Source organism: Streptomyces sp. NPDC055632 (assembly GCF_053618675.1).
Map to the genome: position 1 here is coordinate 1 of NZ_JBSHHY010000054.1, position 23,536 is coordinate 23,536.

Annotated in this window: 18 protein-coding genes; 17 read left to right on the forward strand and 1 reads right to left on the reverse strand. The window is 74.0% G+C overall.

Annotated features, from left to right (window positions below; all coding sequences use genetic code 11):
* Window positions 1–351: 351 nt before the first annotated feature.
* The 7 genes from metH to ACWGSR_RS35085 all read left to right on the forward strand — a co-directional run bounded on the left by metH (window position 352) and on the right by ACWGSR_RS35085 (window position 11,069).
* Window positions 352–3,843 (forward strand): methionine synthase, encoded by a 3,492-nt coding sequence (gene metH, locus ACWGSR_RS35055; protein WP_453573017.1) that lies wholly within the window; start codon window positions 352–354, stop codon window positions 3,841–3,843.
* Between the two features lie 17 nt (window positions 3,844–3,860).
* Window positions 3,861–4,847 carry a methylenetetrahydrofolate reductase [NAD(P)H] gene (gene metF / locus ACWGSR_RS35060; RefSeq protein ID WP_453572962.1) on the forward strand — a complete coding sequence of 329 codons (987 nt, stop codon included), beginning with the start codon at window positions 3,861–3,863 and terminating at the stop codon, window positions 4,845–4,847.
* A 4-nt stretch (window positions 4,848–4,851) separates the two neighbouring features.
* Window positions 4,852–6,270, forward strand: coding sequence for an adenosylhomocysteinase (gene ahcY, locus ACWGSR_RS35065; RefSeq protein WP_453572964.1), 1,419 nt, complete (start codon window positions 4,852–4,854; stop codon window positions 6,268–6,270).
* Between the two features lie 208 nt (window positions 6,271–6,478).
* A complete protein-coding gene (locus ACWGSR_RS35070) occupies window positions 6,479–7,744 on the forward strand; it encodes a beta-ketoacyl-[acyl-carrier-protein] synthase family protein (RefSeq protein WP_376243472.1) in 1,266 nt (421 codons plus the stop codon).
* Window positions 7,741–9,012, forward strand: a complete 1,272-nt coding sequence (locus ACWGSR_RS35075; RefSeq protein ID WP_453572968.1) for a ketosynthase chain-length factor — start codon at window positions 7,741–7,743, stop codon at window positions 9,010–9,012. Before ACWGSR_RS35070 ends, ACWGSR_RS35075 begins: the two co-directional genes overlap by 4 nt.
* Window positions 9,013–9,056: 44 nt before the next feature.
* Window positions 9,057–9,335 (forward strand): acyl carrier protein, encoded by a 279-nt coding sequence (locus ACWGSR_RS35080; protein ID WP_376243478.1) that lies wholly within the window; start codon window positions 9,057–9,059, stop codon window positions 9,333–9,335.
* Window positions 9,336–9,413: 78 nt separating this feature from the next.
* On the forward strand, window positions 9,414–11,069 hold the full coding sequence (locus ACWGSR_RS35085) for an FAD-binding protein (protein WP_453572971.1): 1,656 nt from the start codon (window positions 9,414–9,416) through the stop codon (window positions 11,067–11,069).
* A gap of 152 nt (window positions 11,070–11,221) precedes the next feature.
* Here the strand turns inward: ACWGSR_RS35085 and ACWGSR_RS35090 are convergent, their stop codons facing one another.
* Window positions 11,222–11,518, reverse strand: a complete 297-nt coding sequence (locus ACWGSR_RS35090; protein WP_376243484.1) for an antibiotic biosynthesis monooxygenase family protein — start codon at window positions 11,516–11,518, stop codon at window positions 11,222–11,224.
* Between the two features lie 199 nt (window positions 11,519–11,717).
* On the opposite strand from ACWGSR_RS35090, the gene ACWGSR_RS35095 reads away from it, so the two are divergent.
* The 10 genes from ACWGSR_RS35095 to ACWGSR_RS35140 all read left to right on the forward strand — a co-directional run bounded on the left by ACWGSR_RS35095 (window position 11,718) and on the right by ACWGSR_RS35140 (window position 23,511).
* Window positions 11,718–12,719, forward strand: a complete 1,002-nt coding sequence (locus tag ACWGSR_RS35095; RefSeq protein ID WP_376243488.1) for an ATP-binding cassette domain-containing protein — start codon at window positions 11,718–11,720, stop codon at window positions 12,717–12,719.
* Entirely contained in the window at window positions 12,716–13,540 is an 825-nt protein-coding gene (locus tag ACWGSR_RS35100) for an ABC transporter permease (RefSeq protein WP_376243491.1), read from the forward strand. The genes ACWGSR_RS35095 and ACWGSR_RS35100 overlap by 4 nt, the downstream gene beginning before the upstream one ends.
* Window positions 13,541–13,563: 23 nt before the next feature.
* Complete coding sequence (locus ACWGSR_RS35105; protein ID WP_453572976.1) at window positions 13,564–16,497, forward strand: DEAD/DEAH box helicase; 2,934 nt, start codon at window positions 13,564–13,566, stop codon at window positions 16,495–16,497.
* The gene (locus ACWGSR_RS35110; RefSeq protein WP_453572979.1) at window positions 16,494–17,858 is read left to right on the forward strand and encodes an SWIM zinc finger family protein; all 1,365 of its coding nucleotides are present in this window, start codon (window positions 16,494–16,496) and stop codon (window positions 17,856–17,858) included. Before ACWGSR_RS35105 ends, ACWGSR_RS35110 begins: the two co-directional genes overlap by 4 nt.
* A 291-nt stretch (window positions 17,859–18,149) precedes the next feature.
* Complete coding sequence (locus ACWGSR_RS35115; RefSeq protein WP_453572982.1) at window positions 18,150–19,691, forward strand: AMP-binding protein; 1,542 nt, start codon at window positions 18,150–18,152, stop codon at window positions 19,689–19,691.
* Window position 19,692: 1 nt separating this feature from the next.
* On the forward strand, window positions 19,693–19,959 hold the full coding sequence (locus ACWGSR_RS35120; protein ID WP_366379191.1) for a phosphopantetheine-binding protein: 267 nt from the start codon (window positions 19,693–19,695) through the stop codon (window positions 19,957–19,959).
* A gap of 2 nt (window positions 19,960–19,961) precedes the next feature.
* Entirely contained in the window at window positions 19,962–21,002 is a 1,041-nt protein-coding gene (locus ACWGSR_RS35125; protein WP_453572985.1) for an anthranilate phosphoribosyltransferase, read from the forward strand.
* A complete protein-coding gene (trpA, locus tag ACWGSR_RS35130; RefSeq protein WP_453572988.1) occupies window positions 20,995–21,942 on the forward strand; it encodes a tryptophan synthase subunit alpha in 948 nt (315 codons plus the stop codon). The genes ACWGSR_RS35125 and trpA overlap by 8 nt, the downstream gene beginning before the upstream one ends.
* Window positions 21,939–22,313, forward strand: coding sequence for an ectoine synthase (locus tag ACWGSR_RS35135; RefSeq protein ID WP_376243509.1), 375 nt, complete (start codon window positions 21,939–21,941; stop codon window positions 22,311–22,313). Before trpA ends, ACWGSR_RS35135 begins: the two co-directional genes overlap by 4 nt.
* 58 nt (window positions 22,314–22,371) lie before the next feature.
* Window positions 22,372–23,511 (forward strand): acyl-CoA dehydrogenase family protein, encoded by a 1,140-nt coding sequence (locus ACWGSR_RS35140; RefSeq protein ID WP_453572992.1) that lies wholly within the window; start codon window positions 22,372–22,374, stop codon window positions 23,509–23,511.
* Window positions 23,512–23,536: the final 25 nt, after the last annotated feature.

A 23,536-nucleotide genomic window follows, 5' to 3' on the forward strand; every position in this document is an offset into this window, starting at 1 on the left:
GCGCCCGATCTACTCCCAGACCGCCGCCTACGGCCACTTCGGCCGCGAGCTGCCCGACTTCACCTGGGAGCGCACCGACCGCGTCGACGCCCTCAGGAAGGCCGCCGGACTGTAGACCCCGGACACCCGGATACCCGGATACCTGGATACCCGGACACGCGCGGCGAAGCCCGGCGCCCCGTGGGGAGCACCCCCGGGGCGCGGGGCGTGTCCGGCGGTGTCCGGTCGCGTCCGGCCGGCCCGGACCTTCCCGGACACGACTCGTGGCGCGGGCTCCGGGCCCGCGTACTCCGCCCGCTCCCTCCCGGCCCGTTCCCCGAACCCTCTACAGGAGCCCCCGTGCCCATCGCGATGACCGGACCCGCCGCCCGCGCCGCTGCCCTCCGCGAGGCGCTCGCGGCCCGCGTGGTGGTCGCCGACGGAGCCATGGGAACCATGCTCCAGGCCCAGGATCCGACCCTGGAGGACTTCCAGAACCTGGAGGGCTGCAATGAGATCCTGAACGTCACCCGGCCCGACATCGTCCGTTCGGTGCATGAGGAGTACTTCTCCGTCGGCGTCGACTGCGTCGAGACCAACACCTTCGGCGCCAACCACTCGGCCGCGAGCGAGTACGAGATCGCGGACCGGATCTTCGAGCTCTCCGAGGCGGGCGCCCGGATCGCCCGCGAGGTCGCCGACGAGTTCGGCGCCCGGGACGGCCGCCAGCGCTGGGTCCTGGGCTCGATCGGCCCCGGCACCAAGCTGCCGTCGCTCGGCCACATCACGTACGACGTGCTGCGCGACGGCTACCAGCGGAACGCCGAGGGCCTGCTCGCCGGCGGCGCCGACGCCCTGATCGTGGAGACGACCCAGGACCTCCTCCAGACCAAGTCGAGCCTGATCGGCGCGCGGCGCGCGATGGACGCCCTGGGCGTGGACGTGCCGCTGATCTGCTCGCTCGCCTTCGAGACCACCGGCGTCATGCTCCTGGGCTCCGAGATCGGCGCGGCCCTGACGGCCCTGGAGCCGCTCGGCATCGACATGATCGGCCTGAACTGCTCGACGGGTCCGGCCGAGATGAGCGAGCACCTGCGCTACCTCGCCCGCCACTCGCGCACGCCGTTGATGTGCATGCCGAACGCGGGCCTGCCGGTGCTGACCAAGAACGGCGCGTACTTCCCGCTGACCCCGCCCGAGATGGCAGACGCGCAGGAGAACTTCGTGCGCGACTACGGGCTGTCGCTGGTCGGCGGCTGCTGCGGGTCGACGCCGGAGCACCTGCGCCAAGTGGTGGAGCGGATGCGGGGCGTCACGCCCGCCGTCCGCGAACCGCGCCCCGAGCCCGGCGCCGCCTCGCTGTACCAGACGGTGCCGTTCCGGCAGGACACCTCCTACATGGCGATCGGTGAGCGGACGAACGCGAACGGGTCGAAGAAGTTCCGTGAGGCGATGCTGGAGGCCCGCTGGGACGACTGTGTGGAGATGGCCCGCGACCAGATCCGTGAGGGCGCGCACATGCTCGACCTGTGCGTGGACTATGTCGGCCGGGACGGTGTGGCGGACATGGAGGAGCTGGCCGGCCGCTTCGCCACCGCCTCCACCCTCCCGATCGTGCTGGATTCCACCGAGGTGGAGGTGATCCGGGCCGGTCTGGAGAAGCTGGGCGGCCGGGCGGTGATCAACTCGGTGAACTACGAGGACGGTGACGGGCCGGAGTCCCGCTTCGCCAAGGTCACCCGGCTGGCCCAAGAGCACGGTGCGGCGCTGATCGCGCTGACCATCGACGAGGAGGGCCAGGCCCGCACGGTCGAGCACAAGGTCGCCATCGCCGAACGCCTGATCGGCGATCTGACCGGGAACTGGGGGATCCACGAGGCGGACATCCTCATCGACACCCTGACCTTCACGATCTGCACCGGCCAGGAGGAATCCCGGGGCGACGGCATCGCCACCATCGAGGCGATCCGCGAACTCAAGCGCCGCCACCCCGAGGTGCAGACCACCCTGGGGTTGTCGAACATCTCCTTCGGCCTGAATCCGGCCGCCCGCATCCTGCTCAACTCCGTCTTCCTCGACGAGTGCGTGAAGGCCGGGCTGGACTCGGCGATCGTGCACGCCTCCAAGATCCTCCCCATCGCCCGGTTCGACGAGGAGCAGGTCAGCACCGCGCTGGACCTGATCTACGACCGGCGCGCGGAGGGCTACGACCCGCTGCAGAAGCTGATGGCCCTCTTCGAGGGGGCGACCACCAAGTCGATGAAGGCCGGCAAGACCGAGGAACTCCTCGCCCTGCCCCTGGACGAGCGCCTGAAGCGGCGGATCATCGACGGCGAGAAGAACGGCCTGGAGGCGGACCTCGACGAGGCCCTGACCACCACCCCGGCCCTGGACATCGTCAACAACATCCTGCTCGACGGGATGAAGGTGGTCGGCGAGCTGTTCGGCTCGGGCCAGATGCAGCTGCCGTTCGTGCTCCAGTCCGCCGAGGTGATGAAGACGGCGGTCGCGCATCTGGAGCCGCACATGGAGAAGTCGGACGCGGAGGGCAAGGGCACCATCGTGCTGGCCACGGTGCGGGGTGATGTGCATGACATCGGCAAGAACCTGGTGGACATCATCCTGTCCAACAACGGCTACAACGTCGTCAACATCGGCATCAAGCAGCCGGTCTCGGCGATCCTGGAGGCCGCCGAGGAGCACAACGCCGACGTGATCGGCATGTCCGGGCTGCTGGTGAAGTCCACGGTGATCATGAAGGAGAACCTGGAGGAGCTCAACCAGCGCGAACTGGCCGCCCGCTACCCCGTCATCCTGGGCGGCGCGGCCCTGACCCGCGCCTACGTCGAGCAGGACCTGCACGAGATCTACCAGGGCGAGGTCCGCTACGCCCGCGACGCCTTCGAGGGCCTGCGGCTGATGGACGCCCTCATCGCCGTCAAGCGCGGCGTGCCCGGCGCGAGCCTGCCGGAGCTGAAGCAGCGCCGGGTGCCCAAGCGGGACGCGGCCGCCCTCCAGGTCGAGGAGCCGGAGGAGAGCGGCGGCCGCTCCGATGTGGCCGTCGACAATCCGGTGCCCACCCCGCCGTTCTGGGGCACCCGGGTGGTCAAGGGCATCCCGCTGAAGGACTACGCGTCCTGGCTGGACGAGGGCGCCCTGTTCAAGGGCCAGTGGGGCCTGAAGCAGGCCCGTGCGGGTGGTGCCACGTACGAGGAGCTGGTGGAGAGCGAGGGCCGGCCCCGGCTGCGCGGGCTGTTGCAGAAGCTGCACACCGACAACCTGCTGGAAGCCGCCGTCGTGCACGGCTACTTCCCCTGCGTGGCCAAGGGCGACGATCTGATCATCCTGGACGAGGCCGGCAACGAACGCACCCGCTTCACCTTCCCCCGCCAGCGCCGCGGCCGCCGGCTCTGCCTCGCGGACTTCTTCCGCCCGGAGGAGTCCGGCGAGACCGACGTCGTCGGCCTCCAGGTCGTCACCGTCGGCTCGAGGATCGGCGAGGCCACCGCCGAGCTCTTCGCCGCCGACTCCTACCGCGACTACCTCGAACTCCACGGCCTGTCCGTCCAGCTCGCCGAGGCCCTGGCCGAGTACTGGCACGCCCGGGTCCGCGCCGAACTCGGCTACGCCGGCGAGGACCCGGCGGACGTCGAGGACATGTTCGCCCTCAAGTACCGGGGTGCGCGTTTCTCGCTGGGTTACGGGGCCTGTCCCGACCTGGAGGACCGCGCCAAGATCGCCGACCTCCTCAAGCCCGAACGCATCGGCGTCCACCTCTCCGAGGAGTTCCAGCTCCACCCCGAACAGTCCACCGACGCCATCGTCCTCCACCACCCCGAAGCCACGTACTTCAACGCACGGTGAGCGAAAGGAACGAGTCCATGACCGCAGTCGTCGAAGGACGACCGGACCAGGCCCCGCCGGTCCCGCCGGCCCCGCCGGTCCCGACGGTCCCGCCGGCCCCGTCGAGCCCCCGGCCGGGGCGGGCCCCGGGCATCCGGGAGCTGCTCGCCGCGGGGAAGCCGTCGTTCTCGTTCGAGTTCTTCCCGCCCAGGACGGAGGCCGGCGAGCGCACCCTCTGGAACGCGATCCGGCGGATCGAGGCCTTCGCGCCCTCCTTCGTCTCCGTCACGTACGGGGCCGGCGGCTCCTCGCGGGACCGCACCGTCGAGGTCACCAAGCGGATCGCGGCCGAGACCACCCTGCGGCCGGTCGCCCACCTCACGGCGGTCGGCCACTCCGTGGCCGAGCTCCGGCACATCATCGGGCAGTACGCCGACGCCGGCATCCGCGACGTCCTCGCCCTGCGCGGGGACCCGCCGGGCGATCCGAAGGGCGCGTGGACCGCCCACCCGGAGGGCTTCGACCACGCCCACGAGCTCGTCCGGCTCATCCGGCGGCTGGGTGACTTCACCGTCGGCGTCGCCGCCTTCCCCGAGCGCCACCCGCGCTCGCGGACCTGGTCCGAGGACGTCGCGCACTTCGCGGCCAAGTGCCGGGCGGGCGCCGACTACGCCATCACGCAGATGTTCTTCCAGGTGGAGGACTACCTGCGGCTGCGCGACCGGCTGGCCGCCGTGGGCTGCCACACCCCGGTGATCCCCGAGATCATGCCCGCCACCGACGTCCGGCAGATCGAGCGCTTCGCCGCGCTGAGCGACGCGCACTTCCCCGAGGCCCTGGCCCGGCGGCTGGACGCCGCCCGGGACCGGCCCGGGGACGCGCATGCCGTCGGCGTCGAGTACGCCACGGCCATGGCCGAGCGGCTGCTCGCCGAGGGCGCTCCCGGCCTGCACTACATCACCCTCAACCGGTCCACCGCGACCCTAGAGATCCACCAGAACCTCCACCTCGACACCCCGGAGTAGCACCATGCCCAGCCAGGCCCCCGCCGACTTCACCGACTTCAAGGTCGCCGACCTCTCCCTCGCGGAGTTCGGCCGCAAGGAGATCACCCTCGCCGAGCACGAGATGCCCGGTCTGATGTCGATCCGCCGCGAGTACGCCGAGCGGCAGCCACTGGCCGGCGCCCGGATCACCGGCTCCCTGCACATGACCGTGCAGACCGCCGTCCTCATCGAGACCCTGGTCGCCCTCGGCGCCGAGGTCCGCTGGGTGTCCTGCAACATCTACTCGACGCAGGACCACGCCGCCGCCGCGATAGCCGCCGCCGGGATCCCGGTCTTCGCCTGGAAGGGCGAGACCCTGGAGGAGTACTGGTGGTGCACCGAGCAGGCCCTGACCTGGCCCGGCGCCGACGGCCCGAACATGATCCTGGACGACGGCGGCGACGCCACCGTCCTCGTGCACAAGGGCGTCGAGTACCAGAAGGCCGGCGCCGTGCCCGACCCGTCGACCGCCGAGAACGACGAGATGGCCGTCGTCCTGCGCCTGCTGGGCGACAGCGCCCTCGACTGGGGCCGGCTGGCGTCGGGCATTCGCGGCGTGACCGAGGAGACCACGACGGGCGTCCACCGTCTGTACGAGATGTTCCGGTCGGGGTCCCTGCTGTTCCCGGCGATCAACGTGAACGACGCGGTGACGAAGTCGAAGTTCGACAACAAGTACGGCTGCCGTCACTCGCTGATCGACGGCATCAACCGTGCCACCGATGTCCTGATCGGTGGCAAGACCGCCGTGGTCTTCGGTTACGGCGACGTCGGCAAGGGCTGTGCGGAGTCGCTGCGCGGCCAGGGCGCGCGGGTGATCGTCACGGAGATCGACCCGATCTGCGCGCTCCAGGCGGCGATGGACGGCTACCAGGTGACGACGCTGGACGAGGTGGTGGAGACGGCGGACATCTTCATCACCACGACCGGCAACAAGGACATCATCATGGCCGGTGACATGGCCCGGATGAAGCACCAGGCCATCGTGGGCAACATCGGTCACTTCGACAACGAGATCGACATGGCGGGTCTGGCGCGGATCCCGGGGATCGTCAAGGACGAGGTGAAGCCGCAGGTCCACACCTGGACCTTCGAGGACGGCAAGGTCCTGATCGTGCTGTCCGAGGGGCGTCTGCTGAACCTGGGCAACGCGACCGGTCACCCCTCCTTCGTGATGTCGAACTCCTTCGCGGACCAGACCCTGGCCCAGATCGAGCTCTTCACCAAGCCGGAGCAGTACCCCGTGGGCGTGTACACGCTGCCGAAGCACCTGGACGAGAAGGTCGCCCGCCTCCACCTCGACGCGCTCGGCGTCAAGCTCACGACCCTGCGTCCGGAGCAGGCCGCCTACATCGGCGTCGAGGTCGAGGGCCCGTACAAGCCGGACCACTACCGCTACTGATTCCGCCACCGGATCCACGGCGGAGTCCGCCGTCGGCTCCGCCCCGGAGGGCCGCCCGCCGTCGTGCGCGGGCGGCCCTCCGAACTTCGAGTGCACCTCTAGGCAGGTCGGCGAGGCTCGAACCGACTGGCACCCACATGGTCCGGCCATCCGGCCACGGGCGTCACGCCCCTGCTACCCCGGAGGAGACAACTGTGAGGCACAACCGATGAGGCGCGTCGTCATCACCGGCATCGGAGTGGTCGCACCCGGCGGAGTGGGCACCAAGGAGTTCTGGTCACTGCTGACGGCCGGACGCACCGCCACCCGCGCCATCACCCTGTTCGACGCGTCGCAGTTCCGGTCCCGGATCGCGGCCGAGGTCGACTTCGACCCGCAGGCGCACGGCATCACCGCCGAGGAGGCGCTGCGCCTCGACCGCGCCGCCCAGTTCGCCGTCACCGGCGCCCGCGAGGCCCTGTCCGACAGCGGGCTCGCCGGCGCCGTCGACCCGCTGCGCACCGGAGTGACGCTGGGCAGCGCCGTCGGCTGCACCACCGGCCTCGACGTCGAGTACGCCAAGGTCAGCCGCAACGGCGCCGACTGGCTCGTCGACCACGAGCGGGCCGTGTCCCACCTCTTCGACTACTTCGTGCCGAGCTCCATGGCGGCCGAGGTGGCCTGGGCCACCGGCGCCCAGGGCCCCGTGTCGATGGTCTCCACCGGCTGCACCTCGGGCCTCGACTCGATCGGCCACGCCCTGGAGCTGATCCGCGAGGGGTCCGCCGACGTGATGGTCACCGGCGCCACCGAGGCGCCCATCTCGCCCATCTCGGTGGCCTGCTTCGACGCCATCCGCGCCACCTCCCCGCGCAACGACGAGCCGGAGACCGCCTCGCGGCCCTTCGACCGCACGCGCAACGGCTTCGTGCTCGGCGAGGGATCCGCCGTGCTCGTCCTGGAGGAGTTCGAGCACGCCCGCCGCCGCGGCGCCCACGTCTACGCCGAGATCGCCGGGTTCGCCTCCCGCAGCAACGCCTTCCACATGACGGGGCTGCGGCCCGACGGCAAGGAGATGGCCGAGGCCATCCGCGCCGCCCTGACCGAGGCCCGCCTCGACGCCTCCGCCGTCGACTACATCAACGCGCACGGCTCCGGCACCAAGCAGAACGACAAGCACGAGACCGAGGCCTTCAAACTGGGCCTGGGCTCCCGCGCGTACGAGGTGCCCGTGAGCTCGATCAAGTCGATGATCGGGCACTCGCTCGGCGCCATCGGCTCCCTGGAGGTGGCCGCGAGCGCCCTCGCCATCGAGCACGACACGGTGCCGCCCACGGCCAACCTGCACGAGCCCGACCCGGCCTGCGACCTCGACTACACCCCGCTGACCGCGCGCGAGCAGCGCACCGACACCGTGCTGACCGTCGGCAGCGGGTTCGGCGGCTTCCAGAGCGCCATGATCCTGACCCGTCCGTCCCTGGGGGAAGCGGCATGACCGGCACCATCATCCGTGAGGCCCCGGCCGGGGCCGCCGCGGTCCGCCCGGCGGCCGCCGTCGTCACCGGGATCGGCGTCGCCGCCCCCAACGGCCTCGGGACCGAGGCCTGGTGGGCCGCCACCCTGCGCGGCGAGAGCGGCATCGGGCCCCTGACCCGCTTCGACGGCAGCGGCTACTCCTCCGGCCTGGCCGGCGAGGTCCCCGGCTTCGTCGACGAGGACCACGTCTCCAGCCGTCTGATGCCGCAGACCGACCGCGTCACCCGGCTCTCCCTGGCCGCGGCCGCGGAGGCCCTGGGCGACGCCGGGGTCGACCCGGCCGAGCTGCCCGAGTACGCGGCCGGCGTCGTCACCGCCAGCTCGGCGGGCGGCTTCGAGTTCGGCCAGCGCGAGCTGGAGGCCCTGTGGAGCAAGGGCGGCCAGCACGTCAGCGCGTACCAGTCCTTCGCCTGGTTCTACGCCGTCAACTCCGGCCAGATCTCCATCCGGCACGGGCTGCGCGGCGCCAGCGGCGTCGTCGTCTCCGAGCAGGCCGGCGGCCTGGACGCCGTCGCGCACGCCCGCCGCCAGCTCCGCAGGGGCGCCTCGCTCGTCGTCACCGGCGGCCTGGAGTCGGCCCTGTGCCCGTGGGGCTGGGCCGCGTACACCGCCTCCGGCGAGCTCAGCACCGGCACCGACCCGGCCCGCGCCTACGTGCCCTTCGACGAGGAGGCGCGCGGCTACGTGGCCGGCGAGGGCGGCGCCCTGCTGGTCCTGGAGGACGCCGCGTCCGCCCGCGACCGGGGCGCCCGCGTCTACGGCTCCGTCGCCGGCTACGCCGCCACCTTCGACCCGGCGCCCGGCACCGGCGGCGCCCCCCGGCTCGCCGACGCCGCCGCCCTCGCCCTCGCCGACGCCGGCGTGCGGACCGACGAGGTCGATGTGGTCTTCGCCGACGCCGCCGGGTCCCGCACCGCCGACCGTGCCGAGGCCGAGGCCCTCACCGGCCTCTTCGGCCCGTACGGCGTGCCCGTCACCGCGCCCAAGAGCATGACCGGGCGGCTCTCGGCGGGCGGTGCCTCGCTGGACCTCGCCGCCGCCCTGCTCGCCCTGCGCGACCAGGTGATCCCGCCGACCACCGGCACGTCCGCGCCCGCCGCCGAGTACCGGATCGACCTGGTCACCGGCGGGCCGCGCGAGGGCCGCGCCCTGCGGACGGCCCTCGTCCTGGCCCGCGGCCGGGGCGGCTTCAACTCCGCCGCCGTCGTCCGCGCCCCCGGCGCCTGAACCGCCGCACCCGCCTTCCCCAACCAAGAGAAAGAGGTACCCCCGTGGACCGCCTGGACATCGCCGACCTGACCACCCTCCTGCGCGAGTGCGCGGGCGAAGGCGAAGGCGTCGACCTCGACGGCGACGTCCTCGACACCCTCTTCGTCGACCTCGGGTACGACTCGCTGGCCGTGCTGCAGACCACGGGCCGGATCGAGCGCGACTACGGGATCTCCCTCGACGAGGAGGCCATCGACGACGCCGAGACCCCCCGCCAGTACCTCGACCTCGTCAACCGCGCGATCGAGGCGCGGACGCTCGTCGCGTCCCGGGCCGCCTGACCCCCCGCGCACCGCCCGCGCGCTCCCCGCACTCCCCGCCCGGCTCCCCGCGCCGCCCCCCGTACCGAGAGGTTTCCGATGACTGTTCCAAGCCGCCGACGGTTCGTCACGAGCACGGCGGCCGCGGCCGCCGCCACGGCCGCGGCGGGAGCCGGGATCACCGCCGCGGCGGCGCCCGCCCACGCCCACCGGCCCGGCCGGGCCGACGCCGGCGCCGGGTTCGCCCCGGTCACCGTGGCGGAGAACGACCCGCGCTACGAGGACCTCGCGGTGCGCGGCACCAACAAGCGGTTCACCACGCGGCCGGAGTCCTTCCGCGTGGTCTCCTCCACCGCGCAGGTCGTCGCCGCCGTCGGCGAGGCCGTGCGGGCGGGCAAGCGGATCGCCGTCCGCAGCGGCGGCCACTGCTACGAGAACTTCGTCGGCGACCCGGCCGTCCAGGTCGTCCTCGACCTCGGCCAGCTCGACGCCGTCCGCTACGACGCGGACCGCCGGGCCTTCGAGATCGGCGCCGGCGCCCGCCTCGGCGACGTCTACCGCACCCTGTACTACGGCTGGGGCGTCACGATCCCCGGCGGCGCCAGCGCCTCCGTCGCCTTCGGCGGCCACGTCCTCGGCGGCGGCTACGGGCCGCTCTCGCGCCGCCACGGCATCTCCTCCGACCACCTGTACGCCGTCGAGGTGGTCGTAGTCGACGCCGCCGGCCGCGCCCGCGCCGTCGTCGCCACCCGCGAGCCGGGCGACCCGCACCGCGAGCTGTGGTGGGCCCACACCGGCGGGGGCGGCGGCAACTTCGGCGTCGTCACCCGCTACTGGTTCCGCAGCCCCGGTGCCACCGGCGGCGACCCCACGACCCTGCTGCCCCGCCCGCCCGGCAGCGTGCTCACCTCCAGCGTGATGTTCCCGCGCGACGGCCTGGACAAGGCGGCCTTCCGGACCCTGGTCGGCAACCACGGCCGCTGGCACGAGCGGAACAGCGGCCCGGACTCGCCGTACCGGGGGCTCTTCAGCGGCCTGGTGCTCCTCGGCCGCCAGCACCAGAACGACCAGGGCCTCGCCGCGATCGCCTTCACCCACCTCGACGCGACCCTGCCGAACGCCGAGAAGCTGCTCCAGGACCACATCGACGCGCTGACCGCGGGCGTGGCCGCCGAGCCGTGGGTCATGCCCACCGAGAAGCTGCCGTGGCTCGCCTCCGTGAATTCGCTGGCCGCCGCCCAGGACGCGGAGACCGGCCGCCAGAAGATCAAGTGCTCCTACCTGCGGCGCGCCTTCGACGACGCCCAGATCGACGTCCTGTACGACCGGCTCTCCGGCACCGACCACGTCCATGACACCGCGTCGGTCTCCCTCCAGTCGTACGGCGGCCGCGTCAACGCGGTGGCGCCCGGCGCGACCGCCTCGGCCCAGCGCGACTCGGTCCTCAAGGCCCTCTTCATGAACACCTGGCAGGACCCCGCCCAGGACGGCGACAGCGTCGACTGGCTGCGCCGCCTGTACGCCGACGTGTACGCGGGGACGGGCGGCGTCCCGGTCCCCGGCGGCCAGGGCGACGGCTGCTTCGTCAACTTCCCCGACGTCGACACGGCCGACCCCCGGTGGAACACCTCGGGCGTGCCCTGGCACGAGCTGTACTACAAGGGCAACTACCGGCGCCTCCAGGCGGTGAAGTCCGCCTACGACCCGAGGGACGTCTTCCGGCACGCGCTCTCGATCCGCCCGACCGGGCGCTGACGCCCGGCGCGGGCCGGGGGCAACGACGACGGACAGGGCCGGAACGGCGGAGGACGAGGCCGGAACGGCGAAGGACAGGGCCGGGGCGTGTCGCCCCGGCCCTGTCCGTGCCCGCCGTACGCCCCTCAGGGCCTGTCCGGGCGGATCAGGCCCTACGCCGCCCGGCGCTCCAGGACCGTGACGGGGTAGAGGTTCGGCTCGCTGGTGCTCAGCTCCCGCAGCGCCGCCGCGTGCGGGGCGAAGGCGGGATGGGTGACCGCCGCGCGGAAGGACTCCTCGTCCTCCCACTCGGCCACGTTGACGTAGTGACCGGGCAGGTCGCCGTGGCGCACCAGACGGTGCGTGAGGAAGCCGGGCCGCGCGACGAAGAACGCGGAGGTCTCCTCGAAGAGCCGCTCGAACTCCTCCGGCGGGCCGGTGACGGTGAACCTGTTGACGAAGGTGACCACTTCTAGCCTCCGGGTCTCGTGCGGACGGTCCGCGCTGCGAACGTCCTCCCTCCGGCTCGACCCGCGCTCGAACGGGAAACGAGCCGCCCCGTGAACCATGCCGTGCAGGCACCCCCATGCCCGGACGGGCCGGCACGCGCGGCCGCCCGCCGGGCCGGGGCGCCGCCGCACCCGCCCGCACGCCCCGAGGAAGGACACCATGGGATCCGAGTACGCGATCCACGCCGAGGACCTGCGCAAGCGGTACGGCGACGCCCCCGCCCTGAACGGCTTCGACCTGCGGGTCCCGCCCGGCACCGTGCACGGCCTGCTCGGCCACAACGGCGCGGGCAAGACCACCGCGGTCCGCATCCTCGCCACGCTCGCCGGCCTCGACGGCGGCCGCGCCGAGGTCGCCGGCTACGACGTGGTCCGCCAGAGCGCACAGGTCCGGTCGCGGATCGGCCTGCTCGGCCAGTACGCGGCCGTCGACGAGGTGCTCAGCGGCCGCCAGAACCTGGTCATGTTCGGCCGCCTCTACCACCTCGGCAAGAAGGAGGCCGGCGTCCGCGCCGACGCCCTCCTGGAGCAGTTCGGCCTCGCCGACACCGGGACCAAGCAGGTCAAGGACTACTCGGGCGGCATGCGCCGGCGCCTCGACCTGGCGGCCAGCCTCATCCTCGCCCCGCGCGTGCTCTTCCTCGACGAGCCCACCACCGGCCTCGACCCGCGCAGCCGCAACGAGGTCTGGGCGGCCGTCCGCTCCCTCGTCGACGACGGCACCACCGTGCTGCTCACCACCCAGTACCTCGACGAGGCCGACCAGCTCGCCGACGCGATCTCCGTCATCGCCTCCCCGCGCAAGGAGGGCGGCCGGGTCATCGCCGAGGGCACCCCCGACCAGCTCAAGTCCGCCCTCGGCGGCGACCGCATCGACGTGACCGTGCGCAACGCCACGGACCTGGGGGCCGCCGCGGGCGTCCTCGCCTCCGTCACCGGGACCGCCGTGGAGACCGACGAGGACGACCGGCGCGTCGGTGCCCCCGTCTCCGACCGGGTCGCCGCCCTCACCGGCGCCGCCCGGGCCCTCCAGGACGCCGGGGTGGACGTCGAGGACATCGCCCTGCGCCGCCCCACCCTCGACGAGGTGTTCCTGCACCTGACCGGCGAGCGCGCCGGGGAGGGCGCGCAGCAGAAGGAAAAGGAAGAGGTGACGGCGTGACCACCGCCGATCCGCAGACCGACGTCCACAAGGGCGGCCTCGGCTGGGCCCTGTCCGACTCCTGGGTCCTGACCGGGCGTTCGCTCGCCCACTGGGCCCGCAACCCCGCCCCCGTCGTCATCGGGCTGCTCTTCCCGATCATGATGGTGCTGATGTTCGGCTACCTCTTCGGCGGTGCCATGCAGGTGCCGGGCGGCGGCGACTACCGCGAGTTCCTGGTGCCCGGCATGTTCGCCATGACCATGGTGTTCGGCATCGAGGTCACCATGCTCGCCGTCATCACGGACGCCTCCAAGGGCGTCACCGACCGCTTCCGGGCCATGCCCACCTCCTCCGCCGCCGTGGTCACCGGCCGCAGCATCGCGGACATGCTCAACTCCGTCCTCGGCCTGGCCGTGATGATCCTCTGCGGCCTCGCCGTCGGCTGGCGCGCCCACGAGGGACTGCTCGATGCCCTGGGCGCCGTGGGCCTGCTGCTCCTGCTGCGCTTCTCCCTGCTGTGGGTGGGCATCTACCTCGGCCTCGTCTTCACCGACACCGCCGCCGTCACCGCCGTGCAGACCCTGGTCTGGCCGCTCGGCTTCCTGTCGAACGCCTTCGTCTCGCCCGAGACGATGCCGGGCTGGCTGGCCGCGATCTCCGAGTGGAACCCGCTGTCGGCCACCGGCACCGCCACCCGCGAGCTGTTCGGCAACCCGGGCTGGGAGGGCACCTCCTGGGCCTCGGAGCACGCGGTCCTGCTCGGGATCCTCTGGCCGGTCGTGATCTGTGCGATCTTCTTCCCGCTGGCCGTGCGACGCTACCAGCGGCTCGGACGCTGACCTCACAGGAGCAACCGGAACACATGGCAGAAGCAGTGACGACAACGGCCGTACCCGCCACCGGACTCGACCGGTGCGCCGTGGTCTTCGAACCGGACGACCCAGCCCGCACCGGAAGGCTCGCCTTCTGGCAGCCCGACGGGACCGACCTTCCCGACCTGCCGGGGGAGCGGGCCGAGGCCGCGCTCGTCACCGCCGCCGCCGACGGGACCGTGGAGACCCGCGCGGTCCCCGTGCTCCGGCTCCCGGTCGCCGACGCGCTGCCGGTCCTGGCCCGCGCGGCCCGGCCCGGCGCGCGGGTCCACCCCGCCGCCGCGTTCTGGGGCGCCGCCGCCGTCCTGGCCCTGCACCTGGCGGCCCGCCGCCGGCTGCTGCCCGGCGTGTCCGCCGCCGGGTACGACGCCTGGCGCGCCGGCCCGCTCGACCTGGACGACGTGCGCCGCATCCGCGCCCTGGCCGCCGCCGCCCCGCCCGAGGCCCGCGCCCTGCCGCTGCCCGGCCGCGGCGCCCCCCGGCTGCCCGACGCCGAGGGCCTCGTACGGGCCTTCCTCGACGCCGTCGCCGACACCCTGCCGCGCACCCCCGCCGCCGAGGCCGCCTCGGGCCGGGCCGCCTTCTCGGCCGGCCCGCCCCAGCACGTCCCCCAGCTGCGGGCCTGGGCCGAGGAGGTATCCGCCGGACTCGACACCGGCGTCCGCCTCTCCCTGCGCCTGGAGCTCGACGCGGACCCGGAGCCCGACCCGCACCCGGAACCCGACGCGGGACCCGGCCCGGAGCCCGCCCTGCACCTGGTCCCCTGGGTGCACAGCCTCGCCGACCCCACCCTCGCCGCCCCCGCCCGCGACGTCTTCGACGGCGGCGGCGCCGGCTTCGGCTTCCGCGCCACCACCGACACCGCCCAGGCCGTCCGCCGCGCCGCCGGGGTCTGGGCGCCGCTGGAGCGGATGCTGCCCGTCCCCGGGCCGCTCGCCCTGACGGACGGCGAGGTCGACGAACTGCTCGGCGACGGGGCCGGCCGGCTGCGCGCCCACGGCATCGACCTGGACTGGCCCGAGGGCGCCTCCCGGGCCCTGGCCGCCGAGGCCGTGGTCGGCGCCGGGCTCACCCCGCCCACCGACATGCGCTCCCTCTTCGGCGGCGAGTCCACCGTCGGCTTCCGCTGGCGCCTCACCCTCGACGGGGACCCCCTCACCGAGGAGGAGACCCGGCGGGTCGCCGACGCGGGACGGCCCGTGGTCCGGCTGCGCGGGCGCTGGCTGCTCGTCCCCGCCCACCTCGCCCGCAAGGCCCGCGAGCCCGAACTGCCGCCGCTCACCCCCATCCAGGCGCTGGGCGCCGCCCTCACCGGCCGCGCCGAGACCGGCCGGGACGAGGTCGCCGTGGCCCCCACCGACTGGCTGCTCGCCCTGCGCGACCGGCTGGCCGACCCCGAGGGCGGCAACGAGCCGCTGCGGGTGCCCGAGACCCTGAACGCCACCCTGCGCGACTACCAGCTGCGCGGAGTGCGCTGGCTGGAGCGCATGACCTCGCTCGGCCTCGGTGGCTGCCTCGCCGACGACATGGGCCTGGGCAAGACCGTCCAGCTCATCACGCTCCACCTGTTCCGGCAGGAGCACGCGGAGACCCGGGGCCCGACCCTCGTGGTCTGCCCGGCCTCGCTGCTCGGCAACTGGGAGCGCGAGGTCGGCCGCTTCGCCCCCGGCACCCCCGTGCGCCGCTTCCACGGCTCCGGGCGGACGCTGGACGGCGCCGACGGGGGCTTCGTCCTCACCACGTACGGCACCATGCGGCTCGACGCGGAGCGGCTCGGCGCGCACACCTGGGGCATGGTCGTCGCCGACGAGGCCCAGCACGTCAAGAACCCGCTGTCGGGCACCGCCAGGGCGCTCCGCCTGATCCCCTCCGACGCGCGGATCGCCCTCACCGGCACGCCCGTCGAGAACAACCTCTCCGAACTGTGGGCCGTCCTCGACTGGACCACCCCCGGACTCCTGGGCACCCACGGCCGCTTCCGCTCCCGCTGGGCCAAGCCCGTCGAGGCCGAACGGTCCGCGGCCGGCGGGACGGAGGAGACCGGAGCGGCCGGAGCGACCGGAGCGCCGGAGGGCGGCGGCACCGCCGCGCGGCTGGCCGAACTCGTCCGGCCCTTCCTGCTGCGGCGCCGCAAGACCGACCCCGGCATCGCCCCCGAACTGCCCCCGAAGACCGAGACGGACCGGCCGGTGCCGCTCACCCGCGAGCAGACCGCGCTCTACGAGGCGCTGGTCCGCGACGTGATGGCGGAGATCGGGAGCAGCGACGGCATCGCCCGCCGCGGCCTCGTCCTCAAGCTCCTCACCGGGCTCAAGCAGATCTGCAACCACCCCGCCCAGTTCCTCAAGGAGGAGGACGCGGCGAAGGCCGCCGGCGACCCGCTCCGCCTGTCCGGGCGCTCCGGCAAGCTGGAGCTCCTCGACGAACTCCTCGACACGATCCTCGCCGAGGACGGCGCGGTGCTCGTCTTCACCCAGTACGTCGCCATGGCCCGGCTGCTCGAACGCCACCTCGCCGACCGCGGCGTCCCCGCGCAGCTCCTGCACGGCGGCACCCCGGTGCCCCGCCGCGAGGAGCTCGTGCGCCGCTTCCAGAACGGCGAGGTCCCGGTCTTCCTGCTGTCCCTCAAGGCGGCCGGCACGGGCCTCAACCTCACCCGCGCCGACCACGTCGTGCACTACGACCGCTGGTGGAACCCGGCGGTCGAGGCCCAGGCCACCGACCGTGCCCACCGCATCGGCCAGACCCGGCCGGTGCAGGTCCACCGGATGATCGCCGAGGGCACCGTCGAGGACCGCATCGCCGCCATGCTCCAGGCCAAGAAGGAGCTGGCGGACGCGGTGCTCGGGGCGGGCGAGGCCGCCCTGACGGAGCTGACCAACGACGAACTGGCCAACCTGGTCGAACTGAGGAGCGCGGGATGAGCGGATACGAGGAAGCGGGCGCCGCGGACACCGGGGCGCGCGGCTTCCCCGCCTTCCCCGCCCGCAAGGGCGGCCGGGCCCGCGGCCAGTCCTGGTGGGCGAAGGCGTGGACCGGGGCGATGGAGGACACCTCCCTCGACCCCGAGCCGCTCAAGCGGGGCCGCGCCGTGGCCCGCTCGGGCCGGCTCGGCCCGGTCACCGTCGCCCCGGGCCGGATCTCCGCGGTCGTGTACGACGGCGGGGAGGCCCCCGGCACCGTCGAGGTCGCCCTCGCCGAGCTGACCGACGACGAGTGGGACCTGCTCTGGGAGAAGCTCGCCGAACGGCCCGCCGAGCTGGAGGCCCTCCTCGCGGGCGAGCTGCCGCCCGACCTCCTGGAGGCGGCCGAGGACGCCCGGGTCCGGCTGCTCCCCGGCTACGGGGACCTGGAGCCGGAGTGCGGCTGCGACTCCTACGACCACCCCTGCGAGCACGCCGCGGCCCTCTGCTACCAGGCCTCCTGGCTGCTCGACGAGGATCCCTTCCTGCTGCTCCTGATGCGCGGCCGGGACCGGGCGACCGCCCTCGACGAGCTCAAGACCACCGTGCTCCTGGGGGCGATGGGCGGATTCGGGGACGACGACGAGGAGTACGAGGAGGACGACGAGGAGTACGAGGAGGACGACGAGGAGTACGAGGAGGACGACGAGGGCGCGTACGAGGAGACGGCCGGGGACGGGGAGGAGGACGGGGAGCCGGACCCGGACGCGCCCGGCACCGACGCACGCGAGGCCTACGCCCTGCCGCCCGTCCCGCTGCCCGCGCCGCCCCCGCTCCCGGAGCCGCCGCCCGCCCCGGAGGGGCCCGGCACCGGCCTCGAAGCCGACCCGATGGAGCGCCTGGCCGACGACGCGGCCGAGCGCGCCCGCGCGCTGCTCGCCCACGCCCTCGGGCACACCGCCCGGCCGCCCGCCCCGCTGACGGTCTGGCAGGACACCGTGCGCATCGCGGCCCGCGCCGACGCGCGGACCGTGGAGCGCCTCGCGCGGGCCAGTGGGCGCGCGGAGGAGCTGCCGAGGGCGGCCGCCGCCTGGCGGCTGGCGGGCGCGGAGGGCCTGGCGGTCCTGGAGGAGAGCTGGACGCCCGAGCGGCAGGCCACGGCCCGGGCCAGGACCGAGCTGGCCGCCGGCTGGGACGCGGACGAGCTGCCGGAGCCCGAGGTCCGGGACAACCGCTTCACGTACGCCGAGCGCGGTCTCCAGCTGCGCCGGGGGCGGGACGGCCGCTGGCACCCGTACCGGCGGGAGGGCGACGCCTGGTGGCCCGCGGGGCGGCCCGGGGCCGACCCCGTGAGCGTCCTCGCGGAGCTCCTGGAGGGCTGAACCGCCGCCCGTCCGGGCCCGCGTCCACCGCCGGACGCGGGCCCTTCCGTCTTCCCGGCCCCGCCGGACGCGGGCCCGTTCGCCTTCCCCCGCCCCGTCGGTCGCGGGCCCGTTCGCCTTCCCCCGTCCTGCCGGACGCGGGCACGTCCGCCTTCCCCGGTCCGCCGGTCGCGGCCCCCTCCGTCTCCTCTCCGCCCCGCCGACAGCCCCGTACACCGAGGCTCGAACTGTTCTCCAGTCGCGAAAACCACCATCGGTGGCACATGCATCGGCAGGAGGAGACGGGGGAGCATGACAGGCGCAGCCGGCGCAGGACGGGTCCACACCCCGGCCGACGCCTTCCTCGCACACGCCCGGACGAGGCCCGGGGACACGGCCCTCGTCCTGCGGGACGAGGAGACGAGCTACGGACGGCTCCTCGACCTCGTCACGCGCGAGCGGGAGCGGCTGGCCGCCCTGCCGGCCGCCGCCGGCGAGCCGGTCGGCGTGCCGGCCGTCAAGTCCCCCGGCACCGTGGCCCTGGTCCTCGCCTGCCTCCTCGAACGGCGGCCCGTGCTGCTGCCCGCCGCGACCCTCGGACGCGAGGTGCTCGACCGGCTGTACGCGGGGGCCGGGGTGCGCCACGTACTGACCCCCGGGGCCGCTGGGACCCCCGGATCCACCGAGCCCGCCGAGCCCGCCGTGTCCGCCGTGTCCGTCCCGGCCGTCGAGCCCGCCCCGGCCGCCGTGGTTCCCGCCGGCACCGCCCTGCTGCTCACCACCTCCGGCTCCACCGGGCTGCCCAAGACCGTGCCACTGGGCGCCGCCGCGATCACCGCGTTCACCGACTGGGCCGCCGGCCACTTCGGCATCGGCCCCGGCACCACGGTCCTCAACTACGCGCCCCTCAACTTCGACCTCTGCCTCCTCGACGTGTGGACCACGCTGGCCCGCGGCGGCCGGGTCGTGCTCGTCGACCCCGACCGCGCGCTCCAGGGCCCGCACCTCCTCGACCTCGTCGCCCGGTACGCGCCCGAGGTCGTGCAGGCGGTGCCGATGTTCTACCGGCTGCTCGCCGACGCGGCCCGCGAGGCCAGCGGCCGCGCCCTGCCCGGCGTGCGGCACGCGGTGTTCACCGGCGACGCCGTCCCCGCGCCCGTCCTTGAGGAGCTGCCGCGCCTGCTGCCCGGCGCCCGGCTCTCCAACGTGTACGGCTGCACCGAGACCAACGACAGCTTCCTGCACGAGGTGACCGACCCGGCCGCGCCCGTGCCGCTCGGCCGGCCCCTGCCCGGCGTGGAGGCGCTCGTCGTCACCGCCGACGGCACCGTGCTCGACGGCCCCGGCACCGGCGAGCTGTACGTCTCCACCCCTTTCCAGTCCGATGGCTACCTCGGCGCCGCCGGGAACGGGGCCTTCGGGCCCGACCCCCGGGGTCCCGGGGCGGCGGACGGACGGCGCTGGTTCCGCAGCGGCGACCTGGTGCGGCGGGACGAGCGCGGGATCCACACCCTCGAAGGGCGCACGGACTTCCAGGTCAAGGTGCGCGGGGTGCGGATCAACCCGCAGGAGGTCGAGCACGTCCTGCTCGCCCACCCCGAGGTGGCCGAGGCGGCCGTCCTCGCCCTGCCCGACCCGGTCGCCGGCCGGCTGCTGCACGCCGTCGTGCGGCGCTCCGCCGGCAGCGCCCTCCACAGCCTCGCCCTGCGCGGGCACCTGGCCCGCGGCCTGCCGAGGGCCGCCGTCCCCTCCACCGTGCGGATCACCGACGAGCCGCTGCCCAGGACTTCCACCGGAAAGGTCGACCGCGACCGCGTCGCCCGCTCCCTCGCCCGCACCAGCAAGGAGAACTGACATGCCCGACACCCTGACCGCCGTGAAGCGGTTCGTCGTCGACGAGTTCCTGCCGGACGTGACCCCCGACCAGCTCGACGCCGACCTCGACCTGCTCGACGAGGGCGTCGTCGACAGCCTGGGCCTGCTCAAGGTCATCGCGTGGATCGAGTCCACGTACGACATCGACACCGACGAGGTCGACCTCGACCCGGACGCCTTCCGTTCGGCGGCCTCCATCAGCGCGTTCGTCGACGGCGTCCTCCCGCAGCGGGCGGAGGCGGCGTAACCATGCACGAGGCCCTGACCGCGCTCATCGGCGGCAGCCGACAGGTGGACCGGCAGACCTGGCGGTCCTTCTGGGACCGGCTCCACGACGGGGGCCTGCGCCGGGGCGAGGCCGTGGCGCTGCTGTCCTCCCTCTCCACCGCCGTGCCCGAACGCGCCACCCTCACCGCGCTGCTCGACTCCCTCGACGAGCGCCGGGCCCCGCTGGACCTGCGCTTCGACGGCACGGTCAACATCGTCGGCACCGGCGGCGGACCCCGTACGTTCAACGTCTCCACCGCGGCCGCGTTCACCGCCGCCGCCATGGGCGCGAAGGTGGTCAAGACCGGCTCGCGGGCCTTCACCAGCGGCTACGGCTCGGTGGACCTGCTCGAACTGCTCGGGATCCGCCTCACGGGCTCGTACGAGGAGACCCACGAGGTCCTGGAGCGGGAGGGCATCGCCTTCGCCGGGAACTTCGTCTACCCGGCCGAGGTGGCCCGGCTCGCGGGGCTCGTGCTGCCGCTGCGGATGCGCGACATCGGCCGGTTCGTCAACGTCCTCGGCCCCTTCCTGTCCGGCGTGCCGGTCACCGCGCAGCTCACCGGGGTCTCCGATCCGCGGATGCTGCCCGCCGTCCGGCAGGCCGCCGAGCACACCGCGCGCCGCACCGGGCGCACCGTCTGGGTCTGCGCCAACGACCTGGAGGCCGACGAGCTGATCGGCTTCTCCGCCAACCGGGTGTTCGGCTACGAGGACGGCGGCGAGGACGAGTTCACCCTGCGCCCGCAGGCGCTCGGGCTGCGCCCCGGCCACCTCGGCGACCTGCGCCAGGCCGCGGGCGGGGACGAGCGGGTGGTGGAGGGCTTCCTCGCGCTGCTGTCCGGTGAGGGCGACCCGGTGGCCGAGGAGACCGTCTGCCTCAACGCCGCCGCGCTCGCGGTGGCCTCGCGGCTCACCTCCGACTGGCACGCCGCCCTGGCCGCCGCGCGCACCGCGCTGCACGACGGTTCGGCCCGCGCGCGCGTCGAGCGGCTGCGCTCACGGGCGGTGTCCTGTGTCTGAGACCCTGCTCGGCCCGGCGGCCCCCGCCGCGCCGACCCTGCATGCCGCGCCGACCCCGTCCGCCCCGTCCGCCGCGCCCGGCGCACCGACCCCGTCCGCCGGCCCGGGGGCCTTCTTCGCCCGGCGCCGCCCCGGCCGCCCCGGCCTCGCGCTCTTCCTCAACGCCGGCGACCCGCCGCTGGAACTGCTGCCCGAGCTGCTGGCGATGCTCGACGAGAGCGAGGTCGACTGCCTCGAACTCGCCGTGCCCTTCCCCGACTCGGTCACCGACGGCCCGGTCGTCCGCCGGTCCGCCAACCGGGCCCTGGCCCGGGGCGTGACCGCGGACGCCGTCCTCGCGGCCGTGGCCACCGCCCGGCCCTCGCTGCGCCACCTGCGGATCGCGCTGCTCGCGGACTGGAGCCACACCGTCAAGGGCACCCCGCTGCCCGACTTCACCCGCAAGGCCGCCGACGCGGGCTGCGACGGGCTGCTGCTCCACGGGCTGCCGCCGCGCCTGCGCGAGGCCCACCACGACTCCGCCCGCGAGGCGGGGCTGCCGGTGGTGACCACCTGCTACGCCGTCTCCGGCCCGCTGGTCCAGGCCGACGCCGCCGCCCGCGCCGGCGCCTACCTCTACCTCGTGGCCCACTACGGCCGCAGCGGCACCGACGCCCCGCTCGACGAGCGGCGGCTGGCCGAGACGGTCCACCGGCTCCAGGAAACCGCCGCGGCGCCCGTCGCCGTCGGCTTCGGCGTCCGCACCGCCCGGGACATCGCCCGGCTCGAAGAGCTCGGCGTCCAGTCCGTGGTGGTCGGAAGCGCGGGCGTGGCCCGCGTCGAGGACGCCCTCGCCCACCACCGCGACCCCGTAGGGGAGTTCGCGGAATTCGTCCGGGAGCTGCGCGGCACCGCCTCCGCCAGGCCCACCCCCACCGCCCAGAAGGGAACCACGTCATGATCGTGCGCAAGCTGGAGGACCTCACCGCCGTCGAGTGGGGCAACGGCCTCAGCCGCCGCTTCCTCACCCAGTCCGACGGCGTCGGCTACTCGGTGACCGACACCGTGGTCCGGGCTGGCACCAGGTCCCGCCTGGAGTACCGCAACCACCTGGAGACCTGCTACTGCATCGAGGGCAGCGGCGAGGTCATCGACACCGAGGGCAACGCGCACCCGATCACCCCGGGCACCCTCTACGCCCTCGACCACCACGACGCGCACTGGCTCGTCGCCGCCCCCGACGAGGACCTGCGCCTGGTCTGCGTCTTCTCGCCGGCGCTGCGCGGCGACGAGCGCCACCGGCTCGACTCGCCCGAGTTCTCCCAGTACTGAGCCGGACCGGCGCACCGAACCGGCCAGGTCCCCCGACGCACAGCCCAGGAGCACGTGGATGATCAAGTGGAGCGCCGACCAGCAGGCCCTGCGCGAGGGCCTCGGGCCGTACCTCGGGGACCTGAACGACGGTCACGTCGAGCAGGACGCGGCCGCGTCCTTCCCGCGGGCCAAGTGGGAGGTCCTGGCCCGGACGGGCATCCTCGGCCTGCCCTTCGACGCGGAGTACGGCGGTCTGGGGCAGGACCTCCTCACCACCATGTACGTGCTCGAAGGGCTGGGCGAGGGCTGCCGGGACGCGGGCCTGAACTTCTCGGTCTGCACCCACATCGTCAGCACCGGGGTACCGCTCCAGCGCTTCGGCTCCGCCGGGCTCAAGGAGCGGTACCTGCCCCGGATCTGCACGGGCGAGCTGATCGCCGCGCACGCCATCAGCGAGCCGGACAGCGGCTCCGACGCCCTGGCGATGCGCACCCGCGCCCGGCGGGACGGCGGGGAGTGGGTGCTCGACGGCAGCAAGGCCTTCGTCAGCAACGGCCCCGTCGCCGACCTGTTCGTCGTCTACGCCCGCACCAGCGACCGCCCCGGCCCGCTCGGCTTCACCGCGTTCCTCGTGGAGCGCGACACCCCCGGGCTCCGGGTCGGACGGCCCATCGCCAAGATGGGCCTGCGCACCTCGCCGCTGAGCGAGCTGTTCCTCGACGGCTGCCGCGTCCCGGCGGACCGGGTGCTCGGCCGCGTCGGCGGCGGCTACCTGGTCATGGAGTACGTGATGCGCTGGGAGATCCTGCTCTCCTTCGCCGTCAACGCGGGCGAGATGCGCGGCCGGCTCGACCGCTGCGTCGCGTACGCCCGGGAGCGCACCCAGTTCGGCCGTCCCATCGGCGACAACCAGGCCGTCTCCCACCGGATCGTCGACATGCGCGTCGGCGTGGAGACCTCCCGCAGCCTGCTGTACGGCGCCGCCGAGAAGATGGCGGCCGGCGAGAGCGTCACCGAGGAGATCGCCATCGCCAAGCTGGTCACCAGCGAGGCCAACGTGGCCTCCGCGCTGTCCGCCGTCCAGATCTTCGGCGGCAACGGCTACATGGCCGAGTACGGCATCGAGAAGGAGCTGCGCAACTCCGTCGCCGGAACCATCTACTCCGGGACCTCGGAGATCCAGCGCAACCGCCTCGCCGCGCTGCTGGGCCTCTGACCCCCGACCGAAGCGGACAGGACAC